This is a genomic window from Maribellus comscasis (assembly GCF_009762775.1).
GTDB classification, from domain to species: Bacteria; Bacteroidota; Bacteroidia; order Bacteroidales; family Prolixibacteraceae; genus Draconibacterium; species Draconibacterium comscasis.
The window spans coordinates 3,390,948-3,405,810 of the sequence record NZ_CP046401.1 but is presented as its reverse complement, the minus strand read 5'-3'; the positions used below and the strand labels follow the sequence as shown (position 1 = coordinate 3,405,810).

General features: G+C 37.0%; 6 protein-coding genes. All 6 read left to right on the top strand.

The annotated features are described in order from the left end of the window. Positions 1-3: 3 nt before the first annotated feature. The 6 genes from GM418_RS13545 to GM418_RS13520 all read left to right on the top strand — a co-directional run bounded on the left by GM418_RS13545 (position 4) and on the right by GM418_RS13520 (position 14,647). Positions 4-2,325, top strand: coding sequence for an ABC transporter permease (locus tag GM418_RS13545; RefSeq protein ID WP_158867162.1), 2,322 nt, complete (start codon positions 4-6; stop codon positions 2,323-2,325). Positions 2,326-2,428: 103 nt separating this feature from the next. Next, complete coding sequence (locus tag GM418_RS13540; protein ID WP_158867160.1) at positions 2,429-4,759, top strand: ABC transporter permease; 2,331 nt, start codon at positions 2,429-2,431, stop codon at positions 4,757-4,759. 15 nt (positions 4,760-4,774) lie between these two features. Beyond that, positions 4,775-7,162, top strand: coding sequence for an ABC transporter permease (locus GM418_RS13535; RefSeq protein ID WP_158867158.1), 2,388 nt, complete (start codon positions 4,775-4,777; stop codon positions 7,160-7,162). Between the two features lie 190 nt (positions 7,163-7,352). Further along, positions 7,353-9,707 carry an ABC transporter permease gene (locus GM418_RS13530; protein ID WP_158867156.1) on the top strand — a complete coding sequence of 785 codons (2,355 nt, stop codon included), beginning with the start codon at positions 7,353-7,355 and terminating at the stop codon, positions 9,705-9,707. Positions 9,708-9,931: 224 nt separating this feature from the next. Further along, entirely contained in the window at positions 9,932-12,244 is a 2,313-nt protein-coding gene (locus tag GM418_RS13525) for an ABC transporter permease (RefSeq protein ID WP_158867154.1), read from the top strand. Positions 12,245-12,271: 27 nt separating this feature from the next. Then, entirely contained in the window at positions 12,272-14,647 is a 2,376-nt protein-coding gene (locus tag GM418_RS13520) for an ABC transporter permease (protein ID WP_158867152.1), read from the top strand. Positions 14,648-14,863: the final 216 nt, after the last annotated feature.

Here is a 14,863-nt window from a genome sequence, read left to right as displayed (position 1 = left end):
AATATGAATTACTTAAAACAATCATTCAGAAATATTTGGCACAAATCATCTCATTTTATTATTAATCTGAGTGGTTTGTCGATAGCATTAACTGTTTTTATGCTTATAATGCTTTACGTCGTAAACGAGTTCAATTATGATAAATCTCAAGCCAACGGACAGCAGATTTACAGGTTGGAAGCAGGGGATGAAAACCAATTACCTCTTGCTATTAGCCGTATAGCAAAGAAAAATTTCCCTGAAATTGAGGAAGCAACAGTTATTAAGTCGTTTAATAATCCCTGGCTGCGATACGACGATAATTTCTATGAGGTTGACGATATGTGCTTTGCCGAAGGTTCATTTTTTGAAATGTTTACCATTCCATTTATTAGTGGAGATTATAAAACAGCCTTGGATGCACCTTATTCAATCGTGCTTTGCAAATCGTTGGCAAAGAAAATGTTCGGAGATAAAAATCCTATTGGAGAACGTATAAACTTTAAAGGACAAGACTTTTATACGGTTACCGGAGTGATTGAAGACATTTCTGACTTTCACCTTCCTGCTAAAGCTCTTGCTTCTTTTAAATCGGCAGAAGACCGTTATCATCTTGGCGATGACACCTGGAATTGGGGGATGATTTCGTATTTTATGCTTGAAGAAAACACCAATCCGAAACAGCTTGCTAGCAAAATGGATTCCTTCTTTACTAAAATGGAACGATTACAGGGACAATCTCTGAATTTTAGTTTGCGCCCGTTTAATTCAATTTATTTAGCTACTGATTCAGCTCCTGTCGATGAAAGCAAACAAGGGAATCTTTATTTGTTGATTGTTTTAATTATTATTGGTGTACTGATTATTGTTATTGCCAGTATTAATTTCATTAATCTTATTATCTCGCAAGGATTAAAGAAAATGCAGGAAGTAACAGTAAAAAGAATACTGGGAGGTTCGCGAATGACCATATTTTTCCAGTATGCTTTTGATTCCTTAGTCTTATGTTTCAGCGCAATACTTATTGCTTCGCTTTTTGTTTTTCTGACCTTAAATCCATACCAGAATCTAATAGGGAAATCACTCCATTATGAACAATTTCTTAGCTTCAAATATGTATTATATGCCCTTCTATTTCTTGCCACATTAGTGGTTATTTACGGATTTTTCCCGGCTTATTTTCTTACTCAAAAGAACATTCAGCAATGGAAGAAAGACAGTAAGAATGTTATAAAATCACAAGGATTAAACAACGGACTTATAACTTTTCAATATGTTGTTTCAATTATCTTGATTATAGGAACTGCATTTATTTACAGGCAATTAAATTATATACAAAATGAGGATTTAGGTTTTGACGACGAACAACTTTTGTCGGTAAAATTAGTGCCAGATATGAAAAACAACCTAAATAGTTTTAAGACACAATTGCTTGAAAATCCGAATATCAAAGGCGTTTCGTTTGCTTCGGATGATATTACCCAATTTAATCAATACTCCAACAAAATAACAATTGACGATAAAACTGTTGTTGTAAATTATGCCGAAGTTGACCCTGACTTCATTCCATTGCTAGATATGAAAATGGTACAAGGCAACAATTTCTCGTGGAATATAAAAACGCAAACCAACGGCGGTTACATTCTAAATAAAGCAGCTTGGGATATTTTAAAAAACACATCACTAAAAGACAAAAATTATAATCTAGACAACAGAGCGTTAATTGGCGTTGTTGAAAATTTTCATTTTGAATCGTTCCATAGCCAAATCAATCCGATGATACTTTATTGGCAAAAGAATATACAATATTCAAACAATGCATTGATTAAATTATCAGGAAACAACACCATTCAAACACTTGATTATATCGAAGCTGTTTTTCACCACAGCGCACCCAACGACCTTTATAAATGTCAGTTTATTAACCAGGAACTTGACCAGCTATATCGCACAGAAAAAACATTGGTACAACTATTCTGTGTATTTGCTCTTTTGGCTGTATTTATTGCCAGTTTAGGAATATTCTCTCTTTCGAGACTTACCGCAGAAAACAAAATCAAAGAAATCGGCATCCGCAAAGTCAATGGAGCTAAAATATCGGAAATACTCACGATGCTCAATAAAGATTTTGTGAAATGGGTAGTGATTGCATTTATTGTAGCAACTCCAATTGCCTGGTTTGCGATGAATAAATGGCTTGAAAACTTTGCATACAAAACCACATTAAGCTGGTGGATATTTGCATTAGCTGGGTTACTGGCTTTGGGAATTGCATTATTAACCGTGAGTTGGCAAAGTTGGAAGGCGGCAACCAGGAATCCGGTTGAAGCACTTCGATACGAATAGTGAGGAGTGCGAAGATCCCGAGAACAAAATGACCCGGGATAGAGGCATTACGATATGAGTAAGCTCGCAAAGAGGTAAAATGTAATTTATAAACCACATTAAAATGATTCTACATTATCTAAACACAGCAATTAGAAGCCTACAGAGAAACAAGTTTTACTCGGCACTAAGCATTGGTGGATTTGCAGTAGGATTTGCCGTTTGTATTATAATTGGCCTTTATGCTTACAGCGAATTTACCACCGACACGGCTTTTAAAGACCACGAGCGTATTTTCAGGTTGGTAGATCTTGATTCAAAATTCTTTAATGAAAAAACTACCGCTTTTGATTACAACCTCAGAAACACATTAAAAGACAATTACAGCGAAATTGAGAATGTGGCTCCATACAACTTTTCCAGTGGCAATAACTTTTTATTATTAACTGAAAACAAAAGCTTTAAGTATGATTACAGTATGAAGACAACAGATGAAATGTTCGATTTGCTGTCACTCAAAATCCTTGAAAAGTCAAGAAATAACGATTTACTGGATAAAAATTCTGTTGTGCTCACACAATCAATGGCAAATAAAATGTTTGAGGGAGAAAATGTCCTTGGTAAAAGAATTGTATTAGACGATATGCAGGGAACTGAATTGTTTGTATCTGCCATTGTTGAAGATTTGCCCCAAAATACAAGCTTTCCCGACATTTCTATTTTTCTGAATATTGAGAGAGGTATGCAGTGGAGCCAAATGAAAAGAGACGGATACAGTATAAAAGCTGTAAATTACTATGTAAAATTAACTGACCATATAAATCCGATTGATTTCAACGAAAAACTAAACAGTAGCCTGAAAAACCTTCAAAAAATACACGAGCAGGTTGGGCTACAACCCATATCCGATATTTATTTGCATTCAACCGATATTCTGGACAGAGCACATTACACAAGAAAAGGAAATACAAAACTGATATTTCTGTTAGCTTCCATAGCAGGACTAATATTGGTACTATCTGTAATTAATTATATAAACTATTCCATAACTCAACATCAAACCCAAATAAAAAGCATCGGGATACGAAAAACCAACGGTGCTGCGCTGTCAAATATTTTTAAATACTTTCTGTCCGAATCATTTATCGGAGTGTTTGTCGCAATAGCATTGGCATTATTGTTATCATTCCTATTCCTACCTTTTGCCAACCAGTTATTGGAAAGCACGATTCGTATTGAATCATTATTTAGTCCAACGCCCTTACTGTTGGTGATTCTAATAAGTAGTTCTATCATATTTATAAATTCACTTTTACCTCAATGGAGACTAATAAAGTTCAACTTAATAAAATACCTGAAAGGCGGATATGTTAAACATGGCGGGGGGGTTGCTACCAATGTACTTTCCGTTTTTCAATTTACTGTTGCTGTAGCGCTGATTATTTGCCTGTTCTTTATCAACAAACAACTTCATTTTGCAAAACACGCCGACCTCGGTTTTCAGAAAGAAAACATTATTTACCTGAAACTAAACGGGAATTTAAAATTGGCAAATACCTTAAAAAGCGAAATGGAAAAATTGCCATTCGTACAAAGTTCATCCATTAGCCAGGGGATTCCGGGTATAATAAACGCCACAACTCCCGATGGATATTTAATTTATGCCGACAATGACTTTATAAAAACGTATGATATAGAGATGCTTAGAAATTGGGAAATCGGAAAAGGAAAAACAGACAAAATCTGTATTGTAAATGAAACAGCGCTGAAAAAAAATCAATGGGAAGAAAGTGAGAATCCAAAATACGATAACCGCTTTACTATCGTAGGCCTAATGAAAGATTTTAAGTTTATGTCCTTCAGAGAAGCCATAACTCCTGTAATTATTGCGATAGATCAGCAGTACATTAACAATTTCCCAAATTATTCCATCCGCTTATCTGAAGGAAATTTATCCTCACAACTTTCAGAACTGGAAAAAGTGTGGAAATCGGTTGTGCCGGAAGAATACCCAATGGAATTTGAATTTATTGATGACAGGCTTAGTGTAATGTATGCCAAAGACGAGCAACTTGGGAAAGCAATATCCTCCTTTTCAATTGTTGCATTTATCTTAGTGATGCTCGGGATACTTGGCCAGGTATTCCAAATCTGCATCAACAAAACACAGGAAATAGGTATTCGCAAAGTAAACGGGGCAACACTGTTGGATATTTTCAAAATCATTAATTACCGCTTTGTAATCTGGGTATTTGCAGCATTTATAATTGCATCGCCTATCGCTTATAAACTCATGCAAAAATGGTTGGAAAGTTTTGCCTATAAAACAAATTTAGATTGGTGGATATTTGCATTAACAGGATTCGGAACTTTTGCTTTTGTCATAACAATTGTTACCCTGCAAAGCTGGAATACTGCCACAAAAAACCCGGTGGAAACTTTAAGGTACGAATAAATTAGCAACTAAATAATGATTACAAATTATTTCAAAATAGTATGGCGAAACCTTTGGAAAAACAAAATTTTTTCACTGATTAATATTTTAGGACTTTCCATAGGAATTAGCTGTTGTACGATTATAGGAATATACGTTTTACATGAATTGAGTTACGATAAGTTTTTTCCAAATTCTGACCGTGTTTACAGAGTATTTCAGGTTCAAGAGCAAGCTGGAGAATTATACCAAGTGGCATCTACGCCTGCTGCCTTGCCCGAAGCACTAAAGGAAAACTACGCCGAAATTGAAGAGGTTACTTTTTTTGCACAAATTTTTAACAAACGACTTTTCCGGTATCAGGACAAACATTTTGAAGAAGGGAACGGATTTAATGTAGACTCTTCATTTTTTAAATTTTTCAATTTCCACATAGTACGCGGAAGTTTAGAGGATTTTTTTACTTCGCCCAATACCATTCTTCTGACCAAAACCATGGCCGAAAAATATTTTGGGAAAGAAGATCCGATTGGGAAAGTAATCAATATTAACCGCAATCAAGACTTTGTTGTTGCTGCGGTTATTGAAGACCCTCCCGGAAACTCACACCTTAAATTCAATTTCCTCCTGCCAATGGAACAAATACGCTCTTATCGCGATTTTACATCATGGGGAAACAACTGGGTTTACACCTATATTCTTTTAAAAAAAGGAACCGATGTGCATGCTTTTGAATCGAAAATACGCAACGTATTAATTGATAACATCGGGATCCCGGAGTGGCAACCCAAACTATACCTTCAGGCACTTAAAAATATTCATCTGTATTCATCTTTTGATTTTAACACTGATTTTGCCGATATAGGCAGCCTGAAAACCATTTATCTTTTTGGCGCCATCGGGTTGATCATTTTACTGATTTCCTGTATCAATTTTATTAATCTTACAACTGCCAAAGCATTTCGCCGAAATAAAGAAACCGGAATCAGGAAGGTAGTTGGGGCTAATCGGAGTCAGTTAATCCTCCAATTTATGGCTGAGGCATTGCTATATGTTTTTTTATCAACAGTGCTTGCTATTTTATTCGCAAAATTATTATTTCCTTATTTTTTTAGCTTAAGTGGAGTTCCGCTGGGATTTGAGCTGTTAGCGGTGAAAAATTTATCCGGTTTACTTCTTGCTATTTTATTGACCACAGGAATGCTGATTGGCATTTATCCAGCCTTATTGCTTTCCAGTACCAGGGCCATTACAATATCCGGGAAAGGATTGTCTCCGGTAAAAAGAAACAAAAAGCACCAGTTTTCTTCTCAAAAAACACTGGTTATCAGCCAGTTTTCTCTTTCGGTAGTTTTAATCGTGTGTGCAATAATAATTCGCCAGCAGATGCATTTTGTACTAAACCGTGATCCCGGATTTGATAAAGACCAAATTGTATATACGCCGATGAAAGGTGAACTGCAAAATGAAACCCGGTTCCAAAGTTTTAAAAACGAGTTACTGCAACAAGCTTCCATTGAAGAAGTAACGAGATCTAATGGCTTACCTATCAATCATGAGGGTTCTTTTGAAGGAGTGGAATGGGAAGGTATGCCTTCGAACCATCAGGATTTTTTGATGAGTTATTTTGATACAGACGAAGGCTTTGTAAATACATTCGGATTAAAAGTTCTGGAAGGGCGAAATTTTTTGCCACGAAGCCGCAATGACATCTCCACCTATTATCTTGTTAATGAGACAGCTATAAATAAGATGCAATTACAAGATCCTGTCGGCAAACGGCTTGAGGATGGAATCATCGTTGGAGTGATTAACGATTTTAATTTTCAATCAGCATACAAACAAATCGATCCAATGATACTACGCTCTGAACAGGGAACCATGAAAAACCGCTATGTTTCCGTAAGAATTGCAGCAGGGAATATAACTGATGGAGTTAATACGTTTGAGCGCATATGTAAGCAATTTAATCCGGATTATCCAATAGAATATTACTTTTTAGATGACAGCATTGCCACATTATATAATAAGCAGATTCGCTCAGGAAAACTTATCAACTTGTTTGCGGCATTGGCCATTTTTATATCCTGTTTAGGATTATTTGGACTGGCTTCCTTTATAACTACAAGTAGAATCAAAGAAATCGGCATTCGCAAAGTCAACGGCGCCAAAATCTCCGAAATCCTAACAATGCTCAATAAAGACTTCATAAAATGGGTGGTGATTGCATTTGTTGTAGCGACTCCAATTGCATACTACGCCATGAACAAATGGCTCGAAAACTTTGCATACAAAACCAACCTGAGTTGGTGGATATTTGCTTTGGCCGGTGCTTTTGCTTTGGGAATTGCATTGCTGACTGTCAGTTGGCAAAGTTGGAGGGCTGCAACGAGAAATCCGGTGGAGGCCTTACGATATGAATAATCCCCTCCCGGAAGGAATGGAACCGGGAATAGGGAGATTGAAAGAACAGAATTATGTTGAAGCGATATAACCAATGTACACTTGCTCAAAGTCCTCCCTGAGGTTCAAGGGGCAGTTAATTGGCAAGCGGGAAAGCTGCAACAAAAAATCCCGTGGAAACTTTGAGGTGTGAATAAAAACCAATAAAAAAATGAAAAACGTTATAAAACTTATTCTTCGGAACCTACTTAGAAAACCGGTAACAACAGGTATCAACCTGCTCGGGCTTTCGGTAAGTCTGGCATTGGTTATCATTCTATCAGCTTACTCATACAGCGAATTCACCACAGATAATTTTCACAAAAATCATGAGAATATTTATCTCATACAGCCGTTGAAAGACTGGTTTTATACTCCTGGAATTTTAAAACCTATAATTGATGCCAACATTGCCGGAGTAAAAAAATCCATCCGTATGAGAGATAAGTGGAATCCTCCCGTTTACCAAGTCGAAAACGAAGATCCTGTTATATCAGACTTAATATTTTCTGATAACGATTTTTTTGATCTATTTGATTATACAGCGTCAGAAGGCAACCTAAAAACAGCACTTGGGAGTCCGATGTCGGTGGTAATTTCAAAACCACTGGCTACGCGTTTATTTGGAAATCAATCCGCAGTGGGGAAACTGGTTAAAATCGACAACAAACATTTGCTCACTGTAACTGCCGTGTTAAAAGAGCAGCCCTCAAATACAATGTTCTCGTTCAACTCAATTGCCAATATTGAAACCATGAAACGGGTGCAATCAGACGACGAGAGAGATTTTACTACCTGGGGATGGAAAAACTACCAAACGTTTCTTTTGTTAGACGATAAAGCAAATCCATCTTCCGTACAAAGCCAGGTTATCAAATTATTTCCAGAAGAAGAGCAAAAAAAGTTTGTTGATTTAAACCTGGTTCCATTAGACAATATCTATTTTTCTTTTCACAACGACCATCACACTTTCATAAAAAGCGGCAATAAAACACAGGTAATTTTACTTTCTGTTGTGGCCTTTCTGATTTTAGTAGTGGCTCTTGTCAATTTCATCAATATTTCTACCACACAATGGAGAGACCAAATAAAACAAACCGGAATATTAAAAGTTATCGGGGCAAAACGTACAGAGATAATGTTAAAAATGCTCTTCGAAACGTTTTTGCAATTCACCTTCGCGTTCCTGTTTGCTTGTCTGATGACCTACATTGTTACTCCGATACTTGCCCATGAAACAACAATAACATTCAACCCGCTAATCATTTATTCCGGTAAATTTTTAATCATTTCCCTGGCTTGTATTTTTGTCCTTAGCCTTTTGTGCAGCATTGTACCCGCACTTCGAATTGCTTCTTCCGAAACCCTCATTAACCTCAAAAAGAAAATCGTTTTCAAACACACGAAGTCACTGGGAAAAGGAACATTGGTTTCTGCACAATTTGTGGTCGCCATTATCCTGATTCTCTTTACCATTTTAATTCAAAAACAAGTCGATTTCGGAAGCAGCAACCTGGGAATGAATCAGGAAAATATTGTCGGAATAGAATTGACAGACCAGTTGGCAGGTAAAAAAGATGTTCTGAAAGACGAATTACTTGCGCAGGCAAACATTGAAGAGGTGATATTCACGCAATATTATCCGGGGAAAATGAATTCGGGCTGGGGACTTGAACTTCAGCAAAACAGTGAGAAAAAACAAGTAGAATTCAGGACGTTCAGCGCCGATGCAGGTTTCTTCGATATTATGGGATTGCAACTTTTGAAAGGACGATTTTATTCTGATGATCTGGAAAGTGATAAACACAAAGTAATTGTAAACGAACAATTCTGCCGGAAATATGGAATAACAGATCCCATTGGAGCCATAATGCCCAGAGGTAACGGTCCAGATTACGAAATTGTTGGCCTTGTAAAAGATTTTCACTTCCGGCCAATAAATGAAACTATTGCGCCACTGGCAATTCGAAACGACAATTACGCTTCAATTGCGCTGGTAAAATTAAAAACCGAAAACTTTAAAGCACTTCGAAATACATTTGAAAATATTCAATCGATGACAGCAGAATTATCCCCTTCTTTTCCGGTAAAAGTTTCATTTTTCAGCCAGGCGGTTGAACATTTGTACCAGGAAGAAGTGAAATTCAGAAAGGCATTTACGCTATTTGCTGTTTGCGCTGTTGTCATCAGTTGTATGGGAATTTTAGCCATGTCGATGTTTGCCGCCCAGAATAGAATCAAAGAAATTGGCATCCGCAAAGTAAACGGCGCCAAAATCTCTGAAATACTCACAATGCTCAATAAAGATTTTGTAAGATGGGTGGTAATTGCATTTGTTGTAGCAACTCCAATTTCATATTACAGTATGAATAAATGGCTTGAAAACTTTGCCTATAAAACCAATTTAAGCTGGTGGATTTTTGCCCTTACCGGAGTACTGGCACTGGGAATCGCGCTTTTAACAGTAAGCTGGCAGAGTTGGCGGGCGGCAACAAGAAACCCGGTGGAAGCATTGAGGTATGAATAAAATGACACCGCTATTTGCCCGGACTGTAACCCCCGAAGTACAAATGACAAAATATTATACAGGTTTTGTAAAAAAATTTGACAGATATTCATCCACCATTGACTTTAAGCTACTGTTAATCTGAACCTTGAAATAGAGGCACTGAATTTGATAAATTCAGTACGGCTTGAAACAAAGCCTGCCTTTGTAGCAAATGTTAAACACACAACATTAAAAATAAATTGATGAATACTTCAATAAAATCTTACTTCCGAAATTTCAAAAAGCACAAACTTATTTATGGTATCACCATTGGAGGATTTGCCATCAGCCTGGCGGTGTTGGTTATGATTGTTTCCTACATTATAGAAGAAAAAAATGTGGACAAACATTTCGCTAACATTGACAACATGTACCGGATTAAGCAGGCCGATGGAAATGCCCAGATACCAAAACGGATGTACCAGCCAATCCTGGATGCAGCTCCTGAAATTGATAAAATGTGTATGCTTGGAGCCAGCAGCGTACTTTATGAATACAATAATGAGAAGAAATGGGCAAAAGCTGTTACTACAAGTGAAGCGTTTATTGATGTTTTTTCAGTTGATATTATAAAGGGCGCAACAAAAGATTTACTAAAGGCAAAGACCGACGTTTTAATAACAGAAGGTTTTGCCCAAAGAGTGTTTGGCGATAAGAATCCATTGGGCGAAATTTTGGAATTTGGTAATAAAGAAAAAAAGGAAGTCAGAGCTGTAATTGCTGATCCGCGTGAATCAAGTTCATTAAAATACGATGTTATTTTTAATCTGGATCAGGAACTATTTGGCTCAACAAGAGGTTATAATGAAGTATCTTATAAAATGTTCGATGCCGTTTTTCTTCTAAACCCTGGTGTAAGTTCCGCCGAAACCGAAGCGAAAATCACAGAAATTTTAAAACCTTATGAAGGATATAATGAAACACTGTTAAACGTTCAGCCTTTTAAAGATGTTTACTTCGACCTTAAGGGAGATAACGACCAGTTTAATCATGCCAATATCAATATGATAAAACTGCTTTCGTGGATTGTAATTATTATTCTGGTGCTGGCTGTTTTTAATTACATCAATCTTACGACTGCTCTTAACAGTGAGCGACATAAAGAAATCTGTATTCGCAAAACCACTGGAGCAAGACGTGAGACCATCTTTTCACAGTTTTTATCTGAATCTTATTTATCCTGTTTTATAGCTATGTTTTTGGCGGTTGGATTTGCCATTATCATTTCACCGCTTTTTAAAGATTTGTTTGGCAGGGAGGTAAATATTTTCGAAGCCTTGCAAAATCCGCAAATACTCTTTGCCGTTATCCTGATTTTTGTTGTAATAGGCGGCCTTACGGGGGCATTACCGGCTCTGGCAGCATCAAAGTATAATGCCATTGATTTATTACAACGTAAAGTATTGTTGAAAAACTCAAATGTGAGGGGTGTATTTAATACTATTCAGCTTACGGTAACCTTAAGTTTAATTATTGCCCTTTCAATTATTACCAAACAAATCAACTTTGTTAAAACGAAGGACGTAGGCTTTAACAAGGAATTTCTATTGGAGGTTCGTCTTCAGGGAAAAACAAACGACAGAGCTGCTGTGATTAAAGAGAATTTATTAAAGTATCCTGATATCATGGATGTAACAGCTACGCACGGCAGACCGTTTGCCATATATTCGTCTAGCTCTGGCTCCTGGAAAAAAGATAGTGTTGAATATGAAATTGACAATTTATCTGTAATGAATTCAGATACTTCCTTTCTCTCTGCATTTGGGCTCGAAATTGTTAAAGGCCGTAATTTTCGTTTAACTGACAAAGGCCAGAATGTATGTATTATTAATAAAAAAACTTACGATTACCTTCAATTAGATGATATTGATGAATCCGAAGTTTTCGGTTCAAAAATCGTAGGTGTGGTAAAAGATTTTCATTTTAAAGATATGCATCAGGAGCTGGGATTTATTCAACTAAAATATGACCCGGATAATTTGAGCAATCTGAATATCAGGATAAGCGGCAATGACATACCCGGAACCTTACAGCTAATAAAAAATACATTAAAAGAATTTGAACCTAATTTAAACTTTGAGCCCCGGTTTTATGACGAATGGATAAACACAATGTACCGTAAAGAAGAAAATCAGGCAAAAGCGATTGTAATTTATGCGGTAATAGCTTTAATACTGTCAAGTTTGGGTTTATTGGGACTCGCCAGATTTTCAGCCATCAGGCGAACCAAAGAAGTAGGTATCCGCAAAGTAAACGGTGCTAAAATTCGTGAGATTCTGGTTATGCTTAACTCAGGCTTCCTGAAGTGGATTGTAATAGCTTTTATTATTGCCTGCCCGGTTACCTATTATACAATGAATAAGTGGCTTGAAGATTTCGCCTACAAAACAAACCTGAGCTGGTGGGTTTTCGTTTTGTCGGGAGTACTGGTACTTGGAATTTCGCTTTTAACTGTTAGCTGGCAAAGCTGGCGGGCGGCAACACGAAATCCGGTGGAAGCGTTGAGGTATGAGTAAAAAAACAACCTGAAAATCAAACAAACCATGATAAACACTATTTTTCTAAAACTTTGGTTTCGGAAACTGGTACGAAATAAAATATATTCGGCAACCAATATTTTAGGCCTCACCATTGGATTCTCTGCTTTTATACTCATTGCTCTATTTGTCCGATTTGAGTTTAACTGGGATAAAAATCACCAAAATTACAAGCGGATTTATCGCATTCAAAGACAATTTACACAAACGCTTTATACCACAAATGGAAATGATATTTCTCCTCACACCCGCGCATTCACTGCGCAAATGATAGAAGGACACTTCCCCGAATTTGAAAAAATATCGGTCATCCGCGAAAACGGAGGAAGTTTCCTTTTTACTGATTCAGAGCACAAAATATACGACGACAAAGGGATCCATGCCGACAGTTGTTTTTTCGATTTATTTACCTACGAATTTATCGCCGGAAACAAAAGCACAGCCTTAAACGAACCTTTTACTGTCGCCCTGTCTGAAACCGTTGCCGAAAAACTTTTTGGAGATAATTCTGCCTTGGATAAAACGGTTTTACTGGACAAGAAATATCCGCTTAAAGTAACAGGTGTATATAAAGACCTCCCTTTTAACACAAGTCTCCGCCCAACTTATATTATTTCTTTTGCAACACTAAAACCCTTAAAAAATATTGCCAGAAACAACAGTTGGTCGGGCGATTGTATGACATATGCGCTGTTAAATCAGGGGGCCAGTCACAAGCAGGCAGAGGCTAAAATAAGAGACTTGTTTACAAAGTACGAGAACATTAAAAACGAGAAACTTCAGCTGTGTCCTTTATCTAAAGTGTACCTCAACTTTAACGACAAAAACGATTACCTGATAGTGTTGAAACTTTTTGGACTTATCGGGATATTTATCCTTACCATGGCCGGTTTCAATTATATCAATTTATCGCTGGCAAAAGCGTCGATGCGCGGAAAAGAAGTGGCGGTAAAAAAAGCAATCGGGAGCAAACGCAATTCGCTTGTGCTTCAGTTTCTGAGTGAAACTGTTGTTGTATCGCTGATTGCGCTTATTTTTGCGTTTTTGGTTGCAGAGCTGTTTTTACCTGTTTTTTCAAATATTGTCGACAAACAAATTGAACTCATTTGGCGAAACGACTGGAAATTTATTTTGTCAACCATTTTAATTGCAGTTATCACAGGAATCTTTTCCGGAACTTATCCGGCCTGGTTTATGGCCTCTAACAAAATTACCGATTTGGTTAAAGGGAACTTTTACAGCAAAAAACGCAGTTCTTCTTTCAATCTTAAAAAAGTGCTGGTCACTTCACAATTTGCCATTTCATTGTTTCTTATTGTACTTACATTGTCCTTTTCGATGCAAATAAAATACATCGCTGAAAAAGATCTGGGATTTGAAAAAGAGGGGTTGCTATATGCCGAAGTTACCGTTTCCGAAACGGAAGTAATGTTCGACCAGCTTCGCAGTCGTCTGCTTCAGTATCCTGAAATTAAAGATGTATCCATGTCGAAAAACTTACCGTTTGTTCGTTTTGGAGGAGGATCAGTTAACTGGGAGGGTGGTGATCCGAATGTAAAAATCAATTGCCGGTTTAACGATGTGAGTTACGACTACATTTCGGTTTTAGATGCCAAACTGGTCGCAGGGCGTAATTTCTCTTCCCATTTCCGGGGCGATGCAGGGAATGCATGTATTATTAACGAAACGGCAGCCCGGTGTTTTGGATGGGAAGACCCAATTGGAAAGCGAATCAACGATAATAAACTGAAAGTAGTAGGTGTGGTAAAGGATTTTGTCTACCAGGACATGCACAATCCGGTTGATCCAAGTATTTTGGTTCTGGCACCAAATACAGTTAAAGGAAACTGGATTTTTGCTTTTCGGTCAGAAAAAGAAATGCAGAAAAGAGCAAAGGAAGTCCTGGCATCCGAACTGGAAAAAATATTTCCAAATGATCCTTTTGAAATTCGCGATGTTCCATTGGCTTTTAACAGTGAAAACAGTTTTAAAATTTATCACTCCGTAAACAAAACTTTGCTGTTTTTTACCTTTATAAATGTACTGCTGGCAGTTGTTGGAATGTTTGGATTGGTTTCGTATTCTGTAACACGCCGAACAAAAGAAATTGGAATACGGAAGATTAACGGAAGCTCATCGTTACGAATTTTCCATTTATTAAATAAAGAATACTATTGGCTGGTCACCTATGCACTGGGAATTGCTTTTCCAACCGCATGGCTTGCTTATGCCAGTTTGCCAAGTGCGAATAAATTACCGGCACAGCCCTGGGTGTTTATTTTGGGTGCAGCTATGCTACTGATAATTATTTTAATAAGCACCAGTTACGAAACCATAAAAGCAGCAAGCAAAAATCCTGTAGAAAGTTTGAGATACGAATAGTTCTCACTATCAGCACACATTAAGAACAAATGCTTTAATCTGGCAATATTTTTGTTACATACACAAAAAACGTAACATCCTAAAAATCGAAAATAATGAAACATATTTTCCCTTTATTCATTGTTCTTATTTTACTCGTTTCATGCAGCAACAAAAACAAACTCAATACCAACGAGCAAAAATTGGCTGCAAAACTGTGCGCACAAAACCAATTTT

Coding starts and splice junctions, on each gene's coding strand:
- GM418_RS13545 (WP_158867162.1), top strand. CDS start 4: ATGAATTACTTAAAACAATCATTCAGAAATATTTGGCACAAATCATCT.
- GM418_RS13540 (WP_158867160.1), top strand. CDS start 2,429: ATGATTCTACATTATCTAAACACAGCAATTAGAAGCCTACAGAGAAAC.
- GM418_RS13535 (WP_158867158.1), top strand. CDS start 4,775: ATGATTACAAATTATTTCAAAATAGTATGGCGAAACCTTTGGAAAAAC.
- GM418_RS13530 (WP_158867156.1), top strand. CDS start 7,353: ATGAAAAACGTTATAAAACTTATTCTTCGGAACCTACTTAGAAAACCG.
- GM418_RS13525 (WP_158867154.1), top strand. CDS start 9,932: ATGAATACTTCAATAAAATCTTACTTCCGAAATTTCAAAAAGCACAAA.
- GM418_RS13520 (WP_158867152.1), top strand. CDS start 12,272: ATGATAAACACTATTTTTCTAAAACTTTGGTTTCGGAAACTGGTACGA.